Genomic DNA, 18,914 nt, shown 5'->3' with positions numbered 1-18,914 from the left:
GTCAGATCATTGTGAAGATCACCTTGCGTTGGACGACGAAGTTGACGATCGTCGCAACACCCTGGGCGACGACGAAGGCGACCAGTACCCAGATGGTGCCCGGTGGTAGCACGCGGTGCAGGGCGGTGCTGATGCCGACCTGCACCACGAACATCGATCCGTACAACACGGCAACGGCGAGGAAACGGGTCCGGCTCGGCGTCGCCTGGAAGGTCCAGCGCCGGTTGATCATGTAGGCCGTCGTGGTCCCGGCGATGAAACTGATCGTCTTCGCGACGGCGAAGGGCAAACCCACATGCAGCAACACCAGCAGCAGACCGAAGTCGACCACCGCGGAGAACCCGCCGGAGACCGCGAATCGGAACAACTGGGTCGCCAGTCCGCCGACGGGAACCTCGACGGGCAGCGGGGATTGGTTGGAGTCCTCGAGACCAGATGCGGACACGACCACGATTGTTCCATCCGGAGTCGTCCGGCGAATGGCGGCCGCGGCGGGTGCCCTACATCGGAGCCGCCCGATTCCGGGATCAGCCGCCGGGGGGCCGGAACCGGTCGATGTAGAGGTGCAAGCCATCGAGAAGGCGTTGCAGTCCGAAATCGAAGGCACGCGCGGGGTCGTAGGCGGCCTCGTACTCGGCGCCGGCGGTATGACCGACACGGACGGCGGTGGGGTAGCGGGCGGGGTCGAGGACCCGGGCCAGGGCCGGCGCGACCCGTTCCCACCACTGTTGGTCGGTGAGCCCGGTGTCCGATTCGGCGGCGGCGGATTCGGCGGCCGATCGGGCGGCGCCGCGCACGTAGTCGTTGACGAGGCCGACGATGAGATCCATGTCGAGGTCGCCGAGGCCGATACCGTCGACGGCACGCAGTTCGTAGTCGTATTTGGCGGTGTGGTTGGGGCCGAGCAGCGGGCGGCTGGTCGCGATCTGCAGCAGCCACGGATGTTGCTGATAGATCAGCCAATTCGCGCGGGCGACGGCTTCGATCCGGTCCCGCCAGCCGGAATCGCCGTCGTCGGGCATCGGATAGTCGCGCCAGGCGCGGTCGGCGAGCAGGTCGAGCAGTTCGGCCTTGCCGGGCACATATCCGTACAGCGACATGGCGGTGACGCCGAGTTCGTCGGCGACACGGCGCAGGGTGACCGCGGCGAGCCCGTCTCCATCGGCGATGCCGAGGGTGGTGGCGGCGATGTCGTCGACGGAGAGTTTGGGTTTGGGGCCGCGCCGCGGCGGTGCCGGCACCCCCCAGAGCAACTCGACGGTCCGCTGCGGGTCGCCGCTTCCGGTGAAATCCATGCCGACATCATCTCCGCTCTTCGGGCCTGCACCCGGCGATCCCACCGGTGCCGAACGCACCTGGATCGCCCAGCACGCTACCCGGTGGCCGTGGTCGGGCCCCGCCGTGCTGTTCGCGGTCGGTGTCGCGATGTCGGGTCGGCGACACTCAGCGGGCGCGGTCGTGCACCGACCGGTAGAACTCGCGCATCGCGGGTCCGATCTCGGCCAGTTCGACGTAGGGAACCCCGGCCTCGGCACCGTCGATGTACGCGAACCGCATCATCTGGCCCACCGCGCCGTCCTGGATGACCGGCAGGCCACGGGCGGTGGCCTGCGCGATCGCGGTATCGAAATCCGACGGTTCGAAGCACACATGATGCAGACCCGGTCCGCAACGGTCGAGAAATTCGGTGTAGATACTGGTTCCACGCACCGGCTCGATGAGCTCCAGTTGCATGTCCGCGGAGTAGGACAGGGAGATGTGGGCCGTGAAATCGGCCGGCTCGCCGCGGTACCGGCACATCTGCGGACCGAAGGAGGTGTCGGGCAGCCGAGTCCACTCACCGACGCCGAACTGTCGGCTCAACATTCGTTCGGTCGCCGCGATATCGGTACTGACCCAAGCGATTTGGGTGATGGGACCGTACTCGAGGGTCATCGTCGCCCCTTTCGTGGACACCGTCGGCGGGATGCGGCCCTGGACCGGATCAACCGGCGGTTTTGCCGTTGTCGGCGGTGTATACCGCGCCGTGCACCGCGACGGCGTCGTCACTGGCGAGGAACGCCACCACTTTGGCCACATCGCCGGGATCGCTGATACCTCGTGGCGAGGCGGTGCGCATGACCAGATTCGGGTCCGCGCCGTCGGGGAGGGTGAAACCGGTGATCTGCGGGGTCAGCATGCCGCCCGGGCACACGGCGTTCACGCGCAGGCGATCGGCGGTGAATTCCACCGCCAACGCGCGGGTCAGGCCGACGAGACCGTGTTTGGCGGCGCAGTAGCCGGCCGAGTAGGCCTGACCCTCGACTCCGGCGATCGAGGCGACATTGACGATATTGCCGCCGGTTTCCAGCAGATGGGGCAGCGCGGCACGGCACAGGTGGAACGGGCCGTGCAGATTGACCGCGAGGTCGTGGTCCCAGTCCTCGTCGGTCATCTCGGTGGTGTGGCGCATCCGGTGAAATCCCGCGACATTGATCAGGATGTCGAGCCGGCCGAAGGTCTCGACACACTGCGCGACCACCGATCGGCAGGCGTCGGCGGTGGACAGGTCCGCGACCGCGTAGCGCCCGGTGCTCGTATCGGCGAAGGTGGCGGCCAGTCGCTGCTCGTGACGCGCCACGCCCAGTACCGAGGCGCCACGGCCGGCCAGCAATTGTGCGACCTGAGCGCCCAGTCCCGACGACGCCCCGGTCACCAGTGCCACTTTTCCCGATACACCGCTCATTTCCGACTCCTGTCCGGCGACGTCCACCACGGCCCGCGTCGATGTCCGAGGACGCGCTTCGAGGTGAAAATGTAACACGTTCTGATTTTGCGGTCCGGTGGCCGGACCGGACGGACCCTCGCGGCGGCGGGCAGGGATTGCCGGACGAGGCGAATTCGCCACCGGCATTAGGATTCCCGGGGTGTCGAGTATCTGCAACTACCCGGGTTGTACGCGCACCATCACTCGCGGCGGAACGCCGGGACGCCCCTCGGAATACTGCGATCACCCTGAGCACACGCGATGGCGAGCATGGAAGGAACGCCAGCGCCGCCAGCAGGAGGACGAGAAGACCCCCGAGAACGTCACTGTGACACAACAGGGTCCGGTGACCGCCGCCCGATTACGCGCCGATGAACTGCTCACTCAATTCCGGACCCTGGCCGACCAGCTCGGCACCACACTGTCGGTGGCCGTCGCGGAGTTGTCGACACTGGCCGATCCCGCGGTGGCGGAGGCTCAGGTGCAAGCGGTCCAGGCCGATGCGGCGCGGCGTATCGCGGAGGCGGAGGTCGCGGCCGTGGCCGCGGAGCAGGCACGCCGGGCGGCGCAGGAGGCGCGCGAGGCGGCCGACTCCGCGGCCGAGGATGCCGCGGCCGCCGCGGAGTCGGCGGAGGGCCGGATCGCCGAAGCCCTTGCGGCACGTGATGATGCGATGGCCGAGGTCGAACGGGCCGGCAAACAGGCAGCCGACGACGTGTTCGCCGCGCGCGCGGAAGCGGAGGCGGAGATCCGCGATATTCGCCGGCTCTGTGCGCAGGATGTCGAGGACGCGCGTCGGCAGGCGAAACAAGACATCGAATCGGCCCGCGCCAAGTCCGCGACCGACATCGAACAGGTCCGACGCGAGAGCGCCCAGCGCGTCACGGCCGCGGCGGCCGAACGCGATCTCGCCGTCCAGCGCGCCGCCGATGCCGAACGTGCGATCGAGCGGGCCGAATCGGCGGTGGCCGAACGTACTCGCGATCTCGCCGAGATGAAGGACGAACTCGCCCACGCCCGCCGCGAGACCGACCGGGTCCGCGCGGCCGGTGAGGCTGCCGGGCGCCGGGCCGCCGAGGACATCGCCGCAGTGCGCGCCGAAGCCGCCGCGGCGGCCGAACGGGTCGCCCAGCAGACAGCGGAACGGCTCGCGGCCCTCGACGACGCCCGGCGCCAGACATTGACCAGGGCCGAACGTGCCGAAGCGCAACTGGACGCCGAACTGTCGCGGCGTACCTCGCGGAGATCGGCCACGCCGAACGAAAACGGTACGGGCGCACCGGATGTGGCCGATCCCCGCTGATACGCCCCCCGTTCGGGCAATCCATCGGCGACTCGCCAGGGATTCCGAGTCGAGACCGGTGTCGATCATCGGCCCCGAGGCTCCCGGGGCGCTATGCTCGACAACTGAATCAGCCACCCCCGCGACCGACCTCGCGGGAATCGAGAGGTGACAAGTGAACGACGACGCCATGCGAGCACGGCAAACCAGGCCGAGCGTGGCACGGGTATACGACTACATTCTCGGCGGGCGTGACAACTACGGCGTGGACCAGAACCTCGCCGACTACTTCATCGATTTCCTGCCGGGTTCCGAACAGGTGGCCATCACCGCGCGCGCTGCCACGCTGCGCGCGGTACGCAGTATGTGCGCCAAGGGAATTCGCCAGTACATCGATCTGGGATGCGGTCTTCCTGCCAGCGAGAACGTGCATGAGGTCGTCCGCCGTGAGTATCCCGACGCGCCGATCATCTACGTCGACAACGACCCGTTCGTCGTCGCGCACGGCAAGGCCCTGATGCAGATCGACGACCGTATCGCGGTGGTGAACGGCAACCTGTGTTCGGTCGACGAAATCGCCGCCCATCCCGATGTGCGGCGGCTGATCAATTTCGACGAGCCGGTCGGGCTGCTGTTCGGTATCGTGCTGGCCTTCGTCGAGGACGGCGAGGACCCGGTCGGTGTGGTCGGCTCCTGGTCCGACCGGGTGTCTGCCGGAAGCCAGATCTATGTGTCGCACTTCCGGTCCGGGCACAACCGCGAAACCAGCACCACCGAGCGCAAGATCCTCGATGCCTTCGGCCGTGGCCGCTGGCGCAACGACGACGAGGTCCGCGCGCTGTTCGGTGATCTCGAACTCATCGAGCCGGGATTGCGGCCGTGTGCGCAGTGGTGGCCTGATGTGCGCGCCGACGACTCCGGGCGTGAGCTGAGCCTCTGGGAGCAGCTCATCGTCTCGGGCCTGGCGCGAAAAGCCGGCTGAATCTGCGTCCGGATCGGCACCCCTCGCCTCAGCGCAGGGTGCCGATCCAGCGTCGTGTCTCGGCCGGATCGATCACATCGTCGAGTTCGAGAACCGTTGCGGCGGTGAGTGCTTTGCCGCTGTCGTAGGCGGCCCGGACGAGATTGTCGAAGGCCTCGGCCCGTTGTGCGGGATCCTCGATCGCCGCCAGTTCCTTCGCGAACCCCAGCCGCACCGCTCCCTCGAGTCCCATACCGCCGATCTCGCCGGTGGGCCAGGCGATGACGAATCGGGGTGCCCGGAACGATCCCGCAGCCATGGCCTGGGCTCCGAGCCCGTATCCCTTGCGCAGCACCACGGTGCCCCACGGCACCGTCATGCCGGCCGCGTCGATGAACAGGCGGCTGAATCTGGTCACCGTGCCCTGCGCTTCGGCCTCCGGCCCGACCATGAACCCCGGTGTGTCGCACAACGATACGATCGGCAGCCGGTGAGCATCGCAGAGCCGGAGGAAGGCGCCGAGTTTGTCGGCGGCCGGAGCGTCGATGGCCCCGCCCAGGTGGTGGCCATCGTTGGCGACGAGTCCGAATGCCTTGCCCCGCACCCGGATCAGGGCGGTGAGCACACCCACGCCCCAGTCGCGCCGCACCTCCAGCACCGAACCGATATCGGCGATCGCCGCGACGGCCGCGCGGATATCGTAGGCGCGCAGCCGATCCGCGGGCACTGCATGCCGGGCCAGTCGCGGATCGGGTTCCTCCCATTCGTCGAGGGCCCCTTGGAAATAGCCGAGGTAGGTCCGTGCGATCGCCACCGCCTCGGCATCGTCGGCGGCCACGATGTGCACCACACCGTTGCGGCGCTGTACCCGCACCGGGCCGATGTCCTCCGGCGCGTACACGCCCAGGCCGCCACCCTCGATCATCGCCGGCCCGCCCATGCCGATGGTGGCCTCCGGTGTCGCGATGACGACATCGCACATGCCCAGCAGGGCCGCGTTGCCGGCGAAGCAGCGACCGGACACGATACCGATCAGCGGGACCTCGCCGGAGAGTTCGGCCATGGTGCGAAAGGTGCCGACGTCGAGCCCGGAGATGCCGGAGTGGTCGGTATCACCGGGGCGCCCGCCACCGCCCTCGGTCCAGAAGATCACCGGAAGTCGCTGGGCGCGAGCCAGTTCCAGTATCCGGTCGGTCTTGGCGTGATTGCGGATACCCTGTGTCCCGGCCAGGACGGTGTAGTCGTAGGACAGCACCACCGCCCGGGACCGGTCGGGCCCGAACCGATCGGCGCCGATCGTCGCCACACCGGTGACCAGCCCGTCCGCGGGGGTTTTCTCGATCAGGTCGGCCAGCGTCCGCCGGGAGCGCTGGGCCGCCACCGCCAGGGCGCCGTATTCGACGAAGCTGTCGTCGTCGACCAGGTCGGCGATGTTCTCGCGGGCGGTGCGGCGGCCCAGCCGATGTCGTGCGGCCACCGCCTCGGGCCGGGCCTGGTCGCGTCCGATCCGGTGACGTTGGCGAACCTCGGCCAGATCGGGTCGTTCAGCATCGAGGTCGACGGCCACGACAGCGGCGGATCCACCGTCGTGGTCCGCGTCGTCGCGGATCAGCAGCGCGGTGTGCGGATCGACCACGGTGCCGGGCTCGGCCAGCACCCGCACGACCCGCAACGTCCGATCGGCCCGGACCACGTGGTGCATCTTCATCGCTTCCACCACGGCGACCTCACCGCCGGCCGCGACCAGGGTGCCGGGCGCGGCGATGCTGACGATGGTTCCGCCCAGTGGACAGCGCAGTGCCTGTTCATCGTCGTGCCCGGTTTCGGTGGCCACGGCACCGGCGTCGGGCAGGAGTGGCGTGGGAGCGCTGAATTCGGTTGCCCGGGTGAGCAGTTCGGCGCTGTGGCGTTCGAACCACAGGGTGTCGACCGTGTCCTCGGTGAGCAGGGCGTCCACGATCGCTCGCTGTAGGGCGACCGTGGTGTCGATGCCCTCGATGGCGGTCTCGGTCAAGGCGTCGGCGGCGCGACGCAAGGCCGCGGCCCGGTCGGGGCCGCGGGTGATGATCTTGGCGAGCAGTGAATCGAATTGCGCGCCCTGTCGCATTCCGGGGTGGAGTGCGGTGTCCACGCGCACTCCCATTCCGGTGGGCGGCGTGAAGCGGGTGACGACGCCGGTGGCGGGCAGCAGATCCCCGGTCGCACCGAGAATTTCGGCATTCACCCGGATCTGCACCGCACAGCCACGCGCGGAGACGGGGGACAGGTTCACCTCGTCGAGCGATCGTCCCTGGGCCAGATCGAATTGCAGCCCAACCAGATCGAGTCCGGTGACCTCCTCGGTGATCGTGTGCTCGACCTGCAGCCGCGGGTTGACCTCCAGGAACCGGCACTCGTCGCCGTGGACGAGGAATTCCACCGTCACCACGCCGCGGCAGCCGACCGATTCGGTCAGGCGCACCGCCTGTTCGTGCAGTGCCGCGCGCACCGCCGGGGTCAGCTGTGGTGCCGGCGCGATCTCGACAAGTTTCTGCCGACGGCGTTGCACACTGCAGTCCCGGTCACCCAATGCCATCGCGCGGACGCCGTCGGCGGCGATCTGCACCTCGATGTGGCGGGCTCGATCGATCAGCGCCTCGGCATAGACGGTGTCGTCGCCGAAACCGGCGCGAGCCTCGGCGCGGCACTGGGCGTAGGCCTCGGCGAGATCGGCGCGGGTGTGCACGATCCGCATGCCGCGCCCGCCACCACCGGCAGTGGCCTTGATCATGACGCCGCCGGGGTGCTCGGCCAGCAGGGCCTCGATCTGCTCGGGCCCGGCCGCGCCCGGGGTGGCCGGAATCGATGCCAGCCCGGCGCGTGCGGCCGCGTCGCGTGCGGCGACCTTGTCACCGAACGTCCGCAACACCTGCGGTGCCGGCCCGACGAACACCAGTCCCGCGTCGGCACACGCGGTGGCGAAATCGGCACTCTCACTGAGGAATCCGTACCCGGGATGGAGCAGCGCGCCGACTCCGGCGGTACTGGCGGCCGCGATCACCGCGTCGATGTCGAGGTATGCCGCGGCACCGTGGCCGGGCAGGCGGTGGGCGCGGTCGGCCAGTCGTACCGCCATCGCATCGGGTTCGTCGCCGGTCGACAACACCAGGGTGGGGCACCCTCGTTCGCGTGCCGCGCGTACCACCCGTACCGCCACTTCACCGCGGTTGGCCACCACCACCTGCATGCCGCACAGTCTGATCGACAACCGATGCGAACGCCACCACCGGTACCGGAGTTGTCGGCTTGACCTTCACGTAGCGGAAACTTCTACCGTCGAAGACGAGGCCGGAAGGACCGGTCTCGCGGAGGATGGAGTGCCATGAGCCGGTCGATCGCGGAGGTGGCGAAGATATCGGGCGTCACCGCGCGCACGCTGCGCCACTACGACGACATCGGGCTGCTCACCCCGGCCCGGGTGGGTGCCAACGGCTACCGCCACTACGAGGATGAGCAATTGTTGCGGCTGCAGCAGATTCTCGTGCTGCGGGAGCTGGGGCTGAGCCTGTCCGAGATCGCGGCGGCGGTCGATTCCGAACCGGACACCCTGGCGGCGCTGAAGCGTCAGCACGCGCGGCTGCTCGCCGAGCGCGACCGGCTGGGGCGAATGGCCGCCACCGTGGCACGCACCATCGCCGAACTCGAAGGGAACCAGGGGATGGCAGTACAGATCAACCGGCCGGAGAATCTGTTCGAGGGCTTCGACCACACTCGCTACGACGACGAGGCCCGGCAGCGCTGGCCCGAGGAATTCGAGGAGTCGCGCCGGGCCACCGCCGACATGACGCCCGCCGATGTCGAGCGCATGCAGCGGGAGCTGACGGCGGCGATGATCCGCATGGCGGACTTCATGGCCGCCGGAATCCCGGTCGACGACGCGGCGGTGCAGTCGGAGATCGGTGACCACTACGAGGGCATCAGCCGGTTCTGGACCCCGAACCGGCAGGCGTACGAATGCGTGGGCCGGATGTATGTCGACGACGAGCGGTTCAAGGCGAACTACGACCGTATCGCCACCGGCCTGGCCGAATACCAGCGAGACGCGATGCTGGTCTACGCCGCCCGCAATCTGGGCGAATAGGGCAGGGTGTTCCCGCCGCGGCCGGTGCGGCGGGAACACCCTGCCATCACGCTCATCGCGGGCGCGGCCCCGTCGCGGCGAGGACATCGGCCACCGCTTCGGCAGCGGGGGTGGACCCACCGGTGAGTTCCACGATGACCCGGCTCAACGCGGGCTCGTGCAGCGCGGCATCGATGAACGCCGCGACATCGTCGCGGCACACCGTGCCGTACTCGATGGCCACACCCGCCGTGACCGTGCCGGTACCGGGATCGTCGAGCAGCGTGCCCGGGCGCACGATCAGCCAATCGAGATCGGTGTGTGTGAGATACACGTCCGCGGACTTCTTCACCCGCATGTAGTGCTCGAATCCGGCGGAGGTCTCGCGATCGCGTCCGGCGTCGGGGAACACCGACACCAGCACGAACCGTGAGACTCCCGCACTCGCCGCGGCAGCGGCCGCCTTCTCGAGGCCGGTGCCGTCGATCGCGGTGGTCATGTCGGCGCCGGTGCCGTGCGCACCAGCGGAGAACACGATCGCGTCGTGGCCGGAGAACTTGGTGGCCAGCTCCTGCACGCTGTCGTGGATGAGGTCACCGATCAGCGGGGTCGCGCCGGACGCGGCCACGACCGCGCCCTGCTCGGGGTTGCGGTGCATGCCGGTGACCTGGTCACCGCGGTCGGTCAGCAGTTGCGCGAGACGGCGGCCCACGCCGCCGGCCGCGCCGATCTGGAACACCTTCACGAGTGGACACCTCTCCGTCGGCGAATCCGGTTCCCACCGATTGTGAATGCCGCGCCGCGAGCGCTCGCGGGCGGGTGGCGGTGAGCCGGATCGTGCTGCCGACTCGGCTGCCTTCCCCCGAAATACCACGGTTGCCGGTCGTTTGCGACTACGGTTCAGTTGTTCGTGTGACGGGTGAGTCGATCGCGCGGCACGCGCGCGATCCGCACCGAGAGGCGGGAAGATGGCACGTACCGCGCGCGGGGACGGCGGGTCCCTGGATTCCGAACTGACGGCGGCATTGATCCGAACGCGCCGATTCTTCACCCGCGCAACCGTTTCCTCGGATCTGCGCACCGAGTACGTGCGCGGCGGCCGCCAGGCCGACGAGTTCTATCGCGACCGCTGGGCACACGACAAGGTGGTGCGCTCCACCCACGGCGTCAACTGCACCGGATCGTGCTCGTGGAAGGTGTATGTCAAAGACGGCATCATCACCTGGGAAACCCAGGCCACCGACTATCCGTCGGTCGGGCCCGACCGGCCGGAATACGAGCCCCGGGGGTGTCCGCGCGGGGCGGCGTTCTCCTGGTACACCTACAGTCCGACGCGCATCCGGTACCCCTACATTCGCGGTGTTCTGCTGGAAATGTATCGAGAAGCCAAGGCGCGCACCGGTGATCCGGTGACGGCGTGGGAATCGATCGTCTCCGATCCCGAGGCAGCGCGGCGCTACAAGAGCGCGCGCGGCCGCGGTGGTCTGGTCCGTGCGGGCTGGGAGGAGGCCGTCGAACTCGTGGCCGCCGCCCATGTGCACACCATCAAGACCTATGGGCCGGACCGGGTCGCGGGATTCTCACCGATCCCCGCCATGTCGATGGTGTCGTTCGCCGCCGGATCGCGATTCATCTCGCTGATCGGTGGTTCGATGCTGTCGTTCTACGACTTCTACGCCGATCTGCCGGTCGCCTCCCCGCAGGTCTTCGGTGATCAGACCGATGTGCCCGAATCCGGGGACTGGTGGGACGCCGGATACCTGATCATGTGGGGATCGAATGTTCCGGTGACCCGGACACCGGACGCGCACTGGATGACCGAGGCCCGCTACCGCGGGCAGAAGGTCATCGCGGTAGCGCCCGATTATGCCGACAATGTGAAGTTTGCCGATGAATGGCTGGCCCCGCGTCCCGGTACCGACGCCGCCCTCGGGATGGCGATGGGCCATGTGATCCTGCGTGAATTCTTCGTCGACCGGCAGGTGCCGTACTTCCAGGACTACGTACGCCGCTTCACCGATCTGCCGTTCCTGGTCCGGCTCGACGACACCGACGGAGTGTGCCGGCCGGGCAAATTCCTGACCGCGGCCGACCTCGAACAGTTCGCCGACACCGAACACGCCGAGTTCAAAACGGTACTGCTGGACGAGAACGGCGAACCGGTGCTGCCCAACGGGTCGCTGGGATTCCGCTACGGGGACACCGGCGCCGGCCGCTGGAATCTGGAACTGGACGGAGTGCAACCGGCCCTGTCGGTGGGTGGCGACGCCACGGTCCTGGTCGAGCTGCCGCGTTTCGACACCGCCGACGGCGCGGCGAGGATGCTGCGCCGCGGGGTGCCGGTGCGCACGATCGGCGGACACCGGGTCACCACGGTCTTCGATCTGATGCTGGCCCGCTACGGCGTCCGCCGCGACGGTATGCCAGGCGATTGGCCGACCGGGTACGACGACGCCACCCGGCCCGGGACACCGGCGTGGCAGGAAACCATCACCGGTGTCCCGGCCGCGATCGCGGCCCGGATCGGGCGCGAGTTCGCCGCGAACGCCGAAGAGACACAGGGCCGTTCGATGATCATCCTCGGCGCCGGCACCAACCATTGGTTCCACTCCGACACCATGTACCGCACGTTCCTGGCACTCACGACCCTCACCGGCTGTCAGGGCCGCAACGGCGGTGGCTGGGCACATTACGTCGGCCAGGAGAAGTGCCGCCCGGTCACCGGATGGGCCACGGTGGCCAACGCCCTGGACTGGACTCGCCCGCCGCGGCACATGAACCAGACCGTCTACTGGTACCTGCACACCGACCAGTTCCGCTACGACCCCTTCACCGCCGCCGATCTCACCACCACCACCGGTGCCGGCGCGCTGTCGGGACGCAGCACCGCCGATCTGATCGCCCAGACCGCCCGGATGGGCTGGACCCCGTCCTACCCGACCTTCGATCGCAATCCGCTCGACCTGGCCGACGAAGCCGAACAGGCAGGGCGCACACCGGCCGAACATGTTGTGGCGCAACTGAAATCCGGCGAACTGCGCTTCGCCTGCGAAGACCCCGACGATCCCGCGAACTACCCGCGGGTGCTGTCGATCTGGCGGTCGAATCTACTGGGCTCCTCGGCCAAGGGCAACGAGTACTTCCTGCGTCACCTGCTGGGCGCCGACTCGTCGCTGCGCGCCGAAGAGGCACCGCCGCAGTCACGCCCGCGCGAAGTGGTCTGGCGCGAGCAGGCACCCACCGGCAAACTGGATCTGCTGCTGACCCTGGACTTCCGGATGACCAGTACCACGATGTACTCCGATGTGGTGCTGCCGGCCGCGACCTGGTACGAGAAATACGATCTGTCCTCCACCGACATGCATCCGTTCGTCCACTCGTTCAGCCCGGCCATCGCCCCACCCTGGCAGACCCGCACCGACTGGGACGCGTTCCTCGGTATCGCCGCCGAATTCAGCCGCCTCGCCCGCCGCCACCTCGGAGTCCGCACCGACATCGTGGCCAGCGCACTGCTGCACGACACCCCCGACGAACTCGCCAATCCGCACGGTGTGGTCAAGGACTGGAAAACCGGTGAATGCGAACCGATTCCGGGTGTGACCATGCCACGGCTCACCGCCGTGGAACGCGACTACGGCGCCGTGCGCGCCAAGATGGGCGCACTGGGACCGGTCGTGGACCGGCTCGGCGCGGCGACCAAGGGCGTCACCTTCGACGTGACCGCCGAGGTCGCGGATCTGGCCGCACGCAACGGCGTCGTGCACGGCGGCCCCGCGGCCGGACGGCCCAGCCTGGAACGCGATGTCGATGCCTGCGAGGCGATCCTCGCACTGTCGGGCACCACCAACGGCCGCCTCGCCGTACAGGGCTTCCGGACGCTGGAACAACGCACCGGCACCCCGCTCGCCGATCTCGCGGCCGAACACGAAGGCAAGCGAATCACCTTCGCCGACACCCAGGTCGCACCGGTCCCGGTCATCACCTCACCGGAATGGTCCGGATCCGAAAGCGGCGGTCGGCGCTATTCACCGTTCACCGTGAACGTCGAACGCGCCAAACCCTGGCACACCCTCACCGGGAGACAGCATTTCTACCTCGACCACGACTGGATGGCCGAAGTCGGCGAACAACTTCCGGTCTTCCGGCCACCACTGGACATGTCGGCGTTGTTCGCCGAACCCCGGCCCGGCCAGCACAGCGGCGACGGTTTGGCACTGCGGTATCTGACCCCGCATTCGAAATGGTCCATCCACTCCGAATATCAGGACAACCTGCTGATGCTGAGCTTGTCGCGCGGCGGGCCGACACTGTGGATGTCGGATCGCGACGCCGCGAAACTCGGTGTGCGCGACAACGAATGGATCGAGGCCGTCAACCGCAACGGTGTGGTGGTGGCGCGTGCGGTTGTCACCCACCGGATGCCGGAGGGCACCGTCTACATGAATCACGCCCAGGACCGGCTCATCGACGTCCCCCTCGCCGAAACCTCCGGTAAACGTGGCGGCATCCACAATTCCCTGACCAGGCTGCTGATCAAGCCCACCCATCTGATCGGCGGCTACGCCCAACTGTCGTTCGCGTTCAACTACCTCGGTCCCACCGGCAACCAACGCGACGAAGTGACCGTCATCCGCCGCCGCAGCCAGGAGGTGAGCTACCGATGAGACCGATGGCGCAGCTGGCGATGGTGATGAACCTCGACAAATGCATCGGCTGCCACACCTGTTCGGTGACCTGCAAACAGACCTGGACCAACCGGGCCGGTGTCGAATACGTCTGGTTCAACAATGTGGAGACCCGCCCCGGACAGGGCTATCCGCGTACCTACGAGAACCAGAACCGATGGAAGGGCGGCTGGGTCCTCGACCGCAAGGGCCGGCTGCGGCTGCGACGCGGTGGCCGCATGCAGACACTGTTCACCATCTTCGACAACCCCACCCTGCCCGAACTGTCGGACTACTACGAACCGTGGACCTACGACTACGACACACTCACCACCGCGCCGCTGCAACAACACCCACCGGTCGCGCGGCCGCGCTCACTCATCACCGGCCGCGACACCAAGATCACCTGGTCTGCCAACTGGGACGACAATCTCGGTGGCGCACCAGAACTGGCGTCCGCGGACCCCCTGCTGGAAAAGGTGGGCGACAAGGTCAAATTCGAGTTCGAACAGACCTTCATGTTCTATCTGCCACGCATCTGTGAACACTGCCTCAACCCGGCCTGTATGGCCGCCTGCCCCTCGGGCGCGATCTACAAGCGCGCCGAAGACGGCATCGTACTGGTCGACCAGGACCGCTGCCGAGGCTGGCGGATGTGTGTGTCGGGATGTCCGTACAAGAAGGTGTACTTCAACCATCGCACCGGCAAAGCCGAGAAATGCACCTTCTGCTTCCCGCGGCTCGAGGTCGGTCTGCCGACCGTGTGCGCGGAGACCTGTGTGGGGCGACTGCGCTACATCGGGGTGATGCTCTACGACGCCGACACCGTCGGCGACATCGCCTCCACTCCCGATGAACACGATCTCTACGCCGCCCAGCGCGACGCCTTCCTCGACCCGTTCGATCCACAGGTCGTCTCGGCGTGCGAACAAGCCGGAATACCGCGCGACTGGATTCAAGCCGCCCAGCGCTCACCGGTATACGCCCTGATCCGCACCTACGGGGTGGCGTTGCCGCTGCATCCGGAATACCGCACGGTGCCGATGGTCTGGTACATCCCGCCACTGTCGCCGGTGGTGGACGCGCTGCGCGACACCGGCCACGACGCCGAGGACCACGGCAACCTGTTCGCGGCGATCGAGTCGTTGCGCATTCCGGTGGAGTATCTGGCCCAGCTGTTCACCGCCGGCGACACCGCACCGGTCGAGGCGGTGCTGCGGCGCATGGCGGCGATGCGCAGCTACATGCGCGACATCAACCTCGGCCGCCCGCCACGTCCCGAAATCCCCGGCGCGGTGGGTATGTCGGAGGAACAGCTCTACGACATGTACCGCTTGCTGGCACTGGCGAAATACGACGACCGCTACGTCGTGCCGGCCGCACACGCCGAACAAGCGCACGGACTCGAAGAATTGGCCACCGAATGCGATCTCGATCGCGACGGCGGCCCCGGCATGGGCGGCTGGGGGCCTTTCGGCGAAACCTCGGGCGGGCCCACACCGGTGGCGGTGGAGAACTTCCGCATGCTGCAGGACCGCCAGACCGCCGACACCCCCGCCACCGGACCGGCGCGGGTGAACCTGCTGAACTGGGACGGCCGCGGGCGTCCGGAAGGCTTGCTGCCCAAGCGTATTCCAGGAAGGCATCGGAAATGATCCGCACCGAGGTCCGCTGCGCGGCCTGGCAGATGCAGTCGCTGCTGCTGAACTATCCCGATACGGCACTGCAGAACTCACTGCCGATGCTGACCCGCGTCGCCCACGCACTGCCGCTCGCACTCGGTGCGCCGGTGCGTCCGCTGCTCTCACATCTGGCCGGTACCCCGCCGGTCCAGCTGGCCACCGAGTATGTCGACACCTTCGACCACCGCAAACGATTCAGCCCCTACCTGACCTATTTCACCGACGGCGACACCCGCAAGCGGGGGATGGCACTGCTGCGTCTCAAACAGCTCTACCGCCGTGCGGGCTGGCAACTCGACGACGGCGAACTGCCCGACCATCTGGCCGTGGTGCTGGAATTCGCGGCCACCGAACCGAAACCCGGGCTGCGAGTGCTCACCGACTACCGGGCCGGTGTCGAGGTGATGCGCGCGGCGCTGCACGAATCACGGTCGCCGTGGGCGGGAGTGCTCGATTCGGTCTCGCAGACGTTGCCATCGCTGCGCGGTTCCGACAGCGACGCCGTGGCCCGCCTCATCGCGGCCGGCCCACCGGGGGAGGAGGTCGGCACCGAACCGTTCGCGCCGCCCACCTACATGCCGACACCGATCGGAGGCCGTCGATGACCGTGAGCGCATCCGATGTGCTGCTGTGGGTCGCGGTGCCCTACGCGGCGCTCGCCGTCTGCGTGGTGGGCCTGATCTGGCGCTACCGCTACGACAAATTCGGCTGGACCACCCGCTCCTCGCAGCTCTACGAGAACCGGCTGCTGCGACTGGGCAGTCCGCTGTTCCACTACGGCATCGTGTTCGTATTCCTCGGCCACGTACTCGGCCTGGTCATCCCGCAGTCGTGGACCGAAGCCGTCGGTATCGGCGAAAGTGCCTATCACGCGGTGTCGTTCAGCCTCGGCGTCGTGGCCGGCGTCGCGACCGTGGCCGGGCTGATCATCCTGATCTATCGGCGCCGCACCGTCGGATCGGTGTTCTCGGCCACGACCCGCAACGACAAGATCATGTATGTGCTGCTGGGCCTGACCCTGCTGCTCGGGCTCGCGGCCACCCTCTACGGCAACCTCACCGGCCATCCGCACAACTATCGCGACGACATCTCGCCGTGGTTCCGGTCGCTGTTCTACCTCGACCCGCATCCACAACTGATGGCCGAGGCGCCGCTGGGCTTCCAGCTGCACGCGCTCTCGGCGTGCGCACTGTTCGCCTTCTGGCCGTTCAGCAGGCTCGTGCACGTGTTCTCCGCGCCCATCGGCTATCTCACCCGGCCCTATCTCGTCTATCGCAGCCGCGACGTGAACCTCGGCGCGCACCGGCCGCCACGTGGCTGGGAACGCGTGCAGTGATCGATCAGGGTGCTGCCGCAAGCGAGCGCAGCACCACCGGCCCGCCGTGCGCGGGCACCTGGGTGATATTGCGAATCCGGCCCCGTTCGTGACCGCGCGTCGGTACCAACGCGAAACGCGTCAGCACCTCCGAGAGCACCGCCGTGCCTTCCATCAACGAGAAACCCGCACCGATACAGCGCCGCACACCACCACCGAACGGCAACCAGGTGCCTGCCGCCACATCACCGTCGAGAAAGCGCTCGGGCCGGAAGGTTTCGGGGTCGGGATGGTGGCCGGGGTCGGCGTGCGCGAGCACGATCGAGGTCTGCACCACGGTTCCCCGGGGCAGCCGATGGCCGGCGATGGTCATATCGCGCGTCAGCCGGCGCACGGCACCGCCGATGACGGTGCGCCGCCGCATCGCCTCCTTCAGTACCGCCTCGAGATATTTCTCGTCATCCTCCGCGGCCGCGCGCCGGGCCCGCTCCTGCACCTCGGGATGAGCGGCCAGTTCGAACATCGCCCACGACAATGCCGAGGCGGTCGTCTCGTGCCCGGCCAGCAGCAGAGTCACCAGCTGATCGCGTAATTCGGCATCGGACAGGGGAGCGTCAACGGTGGTCTCGCTCGGCGATCCCACCGCCAGCAACCGCGACAGCACATCGGCGCGAGCATCCGGGTCGGCATCGGTGCGCCGCTGCGTGATCTCGGCATAGAGGAGGTCGTCGATGGCGTTCTTGTTGTCGGCGAAGCGCTTCCACGGACCGAAACGCTGCAACCGCTGCCATTTCCAGCCCATGAACATCAGCGGGCCGACGTCGACCAGGTACCGCAGTCGCGGCGCGAGTTCGTCACGGCCGCGTCGTTCACCGACTCCGAACACCACCTGCGTGATCACATCGAGGGTCAGGTCGTTCATCCGGTCGAGGGTGGCCAGTGTGGTGCCCGGCCGCCACCGATCGACGTGGTCCTTGGCGATCGCCGCCACCATGCCCCGGTATCCGCGCAGTGCCGATCCGGTGAAAGCGGGCATCAGCAGCCGCCGAGCGCGGGCATGCTCGCCCTCGTCGGTGAGCAACACCGAATGCTGCCCCATGACCGGGCCCAGCACCCGGTTGCCCTCACCGGCATGCAGATCCGCCGGGTCCCCGGCGAAGATCTCGCGAATGTGCTCGGGGCGGGAGAACACCACCAGATGTTCTGCATACGGTGCAATCATGCGCATCGTGTAGACATCGCCGTAGCGGCGAGACAGCGCCGCGGCGAACCAGCCGCGCCATTTGGCGTGCACCAGCGTCTGCACGACCCTCGGCAGCCGGGGCCCCGGCGGATACACGGCAGTCATGGCACAACACCTTCCGACGGTTCCCGGCACCGCGAATTCCGGTATCTCCCTACCGTAGCCGGGGCCTTGACCACCGACCACGGCCATCCGGACACCGAGGGAGGCTGTCCGGTTGCCAACTCGGCCCGGCCGAGGTTGCCGAATTACCAGATCCGCAGCGTCGGGGCCCATATCATCGGGCTATGCCCACCTTCCGAGTGGCCGGACGTACTGACGTCTTCGCTGGTGATGCGTGGCAGATGGCCTGTGTGATCGGGTGTTCCTCGATCAGCGTGGGTGTCGTTCTGCTCGTTTGGCCCGATAAGTCCGTTCAGATAACGGAGCTGTTGCTCGGGGTCACGCTGTTCTTGACAGCGGCCTGGCAACTCACCGTGTCCTTCCGTGCCCGAATCAACGGCCTGCTCAAGGCACTCGAATTCCTCAGCGCGGTGCTGTCGGTCGTACTGGGGGTGTCGTGTTTACACAGTGGTGATTCGGTGGCGCTGCTGGCCATGTGGATCGGGATGGGCTGGATGATCCGCGGCATCGTGCAGGCCATCGTCGCCGCCTGGTCGCAGAATCTGCCCAAGGCCGGGCGCCGCGAGGGCTACGGGCTGATCACCCTGTTGGCGGGAGCGGTCGTGCTGGTGTGGCCGATCGACACCATCGCCGCGCTGTCGGTACTGGTCGGAGTCGGCCTGATGCTGCTGGGAGCCATGGAAATCCGGCTCGCGACCCGCATACGCCGGCACGCCGGCGACGGAGATCAGGTAGGGGTGCACGGCCTGCTCGGTCCGCGCGCCGAGCGCCCCGCCCGGGTCACCGATTAGGGTCGCGC

The 18,914-nt window shown here is 67.8% G+C and carries 15 protein-coding genes; 8 read left to right on the top strand and 7 right to left on the bottom strand.

Translation table 11 applies throughout. The features are described from left to right. Position 1: 1 nt before the first annotated feature. The 4 genes from AB0L57_RS01550 to AB0L57_RS01535 form a co-directional block, all read right to left on the bottom strand. Positions 2–406: a GtrA family protein gene (locus AB0L57_RS01550; RefSeq protein ID WP_364957226.1), complete on the bottom strand. Its 405-nt coding sequence runs from the start codon at positions 404–406 to the stop codon at positions 2–4. 121 nt (positions 407–527) lie between these two features. Beyond that, positions 528–1,295: a TetR/AcrR family transcriptional regulator gene (locus tag AB0L57_RS01545; protein ID WP_364955331.1), complete on the bottom strand. Its 768-nt coding sequence runs from the start codon at positions 1,293–1,295 to the stop codon at positions 528–530. 148 nt (positions 1,296–1,443) lie between these two features. Further along, positions 1,444–1,935, bottom strand: coding sequence for a VOC family protein (locus tag AB0L57_RS01540; RefSeq protein ID WP_364955328.1), 492 nt, complete (start codon positions 1,933–1,935; stop codon positions 1,444–1,446). A 49-nt stretch (positions 1,936–1,984) separates the two neighbouring features. Further along, a complete protein-coding gene (locus AB0L57_RS01535; RefSeq protein ID WP_364955326.1) occupies positions 1,985–2,725 on the bottom strand; it encodes an SDR family oxidoreductase in 741 nt (246 codons plus the stop codon). Between the two features lie 349 nt (positions 2,726–3,074). On the opposite strand from AB0L57_RS01535, the gene AB0L57_RS01530 reads away from it, so the two are divergent. Further along, entirely contained in the window at positions 3,075–4,049 is a 975-nt protein-coding gene (locus AB0L57_RS01530) for a hypothetical protein (RefSeq protein WP_364955323.1), read from the top strand. 154 nt (positions 4,050–4,203) lie between these two features. Further along, complete coding sequence (locus AB0L57_RS01525) at positions 4,204–5,010, top strand: SAM-dependent methyltransferase (RefSeq protein WP_364955320.1); 807 nt, start codon at positions 4,204–4,206, stop codon at positions 5,008–5,010. A gap of 28 nt (positions 5,011–5,038) precedes the next feature. Here AB0L57_RS01525 and AB0L57_RS01520 read toward each other — a convergent pair whose 3' ends face one another. Further along, the gene (locus AB0L57_RS01520; RefSeq protein ID WP_364955317.1) at positions 5,039–8,215 is read right to left on the bottom strand and encodes a carboxyl transferase domain-containing protein; all 3,177 of its coding nucleotides are present in this window, start codon (positions 8,213–8,215) and stop codon (positions 5,039–5,041) included. Between the two features lie 135 nt (positions 8,216–8,350). On the opposite strand from AB0L57_RS01520, the gene AB0L57_RS01515 reads away from it, so the two are divergent. Further along, the gene (locus tag AB0L57_RS01515) at positions 8,351–9,109 is read left to right on the top strand and encodes a MerR family transcriptional regulator (protein WP_364955314.1); all 759 of its coding nucleotides are present in this window, start codon (positions 8,351–8,353) and stop codon (positions 9,107–9,109) included. Between the two features lie 52 nt (positions 9,110–9,161). Here AB0L57_RS01515 and AB0L57_RS01510 read toward each other — a convergent pair whose 3' ends face one another. Continuing rightward, positions 9,162–9,833, bottom strand: coding sequence for an NAD(P)H-binding protein (locus tag AB0L57_RS01510; protein ID WP_364955310.1), 672 nt, complete (start codon positions 9,831–9,833; stop codon positions 9,162–9,164). Positions 9,834–10,056: 223 nt separating this feature from the next. Between AB0L57_RS01510 and AB0L57_RS01505 the strand changes: the two genes are divergently transcribed. From AB0L57_RS01505 to narI, 4 genes are read left to right on the top strand one after another with little or no spacing between them, the layout of a single operon-like run. Further along, positions 10,057–13,752, top strand: coding sequence for a nitrate reductase subunit alpha (locus AB0L57_RS01505; RefSeq protein WP_364955307.1), 3,696 nt, complete (start codon positions 10,057–10,059; stop codon positions 13,750–13,752). Further along, positions 13,749–15,407, top strand: coding sequence for a nitrate reductase subunit beta (narH, locus tag AB0L57_RS01500; RefSeq protein ID WP_364955304.1), 1,659 nt, complete (start codon positions 13,749–13,751; stop codon positions 15,405–15,407). Before AB0L57_RS01505 ends, narH begins: the two co-directional genes overlap by 4 nt. Next, positions 15,404–16,039, top strand: coding sequence for a nitrate reductase molybdenum cofactor assembly chaperone (narJ, locus tag AB0L57_RS01495; protein WP_364955300.1), 636 nt, complete (start codon positions 15,404–15,406; stop codon positions 16,037–16,039). Before narH ends, narJ begins: the two co-directional genes overlap by 4 nt. Before the next feature lie 2 nt (positions 16,040–16,041). Beyond that, a complete protein-coding gene (narI, locus tag AB0L57_RS01490; RefSeq protein WP_364957223.1) occupies positions 16,042–16,770 on the top strand; it encodes a respiratory nitrate reductase subunit gamma in 729 nt (242 codons plus the stop codon). Between the two features lie 4 nt (positions 16,771–16,774). Here the strand turns inward: narI and AB0L57_RS01485 are convergent, their stop codons facing one another. Beyond that, the gene (locus AB0L57_RS01485; protein ID WP_364955298.1) at positions 16,775–18,097 is read right to left on the bottom strand and encodes a cytochrome P450; all 1,323 of its coding nucleotides are present in this window, start codon (positions 18,095–18,097) and stop codon (positions 16,775–16,777) included. 182 nt (positions 18,098–18,279) lie between these two features. Here AB0L57_RS01485 and AB0L57_RS01480 point away from each other — a divergent pair, with 182 nt between their 5' ends. Further along, a complete protein-coding gene (locus tag AB0L57_RS01480; RefSeq protein ID WP_364955295.1) occupies positions 18,280–18,906 on the top strand; it encodes a DUF308 domain-containing protein in 627 nt (208 codons plus the stop codon). The last annotated feature ends 8 nt before the right edge of the window (positions 18,907–18,914 follow it).

Origin of the sequence: Nocardia sp. NPDC052254, from assembly GCF_040679495.1 — a bacterium.
Lineage (GTDB): Bacteria > Actinomycetota > Actinomycetes > Mycobacteriales > Mycobacteriaceae > Nocardia.
The sequence above is the reverse complement of the archived record's forward strand: the minus strand, read 5'-3'. Positions and strand labels throughout refer to the sequence as shown.

Excerpts from the sequence above, each read along its gene's own strand:
- narH (WP_364955304.1), top strand. The coding sequence starts at position 13,749 with ATGAGACCGATGGCGCAGCTGGCGATGGTGATGAACCTCGACAAATGC.
- AB0L57_RS01485 (WP_364955298.1), bottom strand. The coding sequence starts at position 18,097 with ATGACTGCCGTGTATCCGCCGGGGCCCCGGCTGCCGAGGGTCGTGCAG.
- narJ (WP_364955300.1), top strand. The coding sequence starts at position 15,404 with ATGATCCGCACCGAGGTCCGCTGCGCGGCCTGGCAGATGCAGTCGCTG.
- AB0L57_RS01515 (WP_364955314.1), top strand. The coding sequence starts at position 8,351 with ATGAGCCGGTCGATCGCGGAGGTGGCGAAGATATCGGGCGTCACCGCG.
- AB0L57_RS01545 (WP_364955331.1), bottom strand. The coding sequence starts at position 1,295 with ATGGATTTCACCGGAAGCGGCGACCCGCAGCGGACCGTCGAGTTGCTC.
- AB0L57_RS01480 (WP_364955295.1), top strand. The coding sequence starts at position 18,280 with ATGCCCACCTTCCGAGTGGCCGGACGTACTGACGTCTTCGCTGGTGAT.
- AB0L57_RS01520 (WP_364955317.1), bottom strand. The coding sequence starts at position 8,215 with ATGCAGGTGGTGGTGGCCAACCGCGGTGAAGTGGCGGTACGGGTGGTA.
- AB0L57_RS01505 (WP_364955307.1), top strand. The coding sequence starts at position 10,057 with ATGGCACGTACCGCGCGCGGGGACGGCGGGTCCCTGGATTCCGAACTG.
- AB0L57_RS01535 (WP_364955326.1), bottom strand. The coding sequence starts at position 2,725 with ATGAGCGGTGTATCGGGAAAAGTGGCACTGGTGACCGGGGCGTCGTCG.
- AB0L57_RS01540 (WP_364955328.1), bottom strand. The coding sequence starts at position 1,935 with ATGACCCTCGAGTACGGTCCCATCACCCAAATCGCTTGGGTCAGTACC.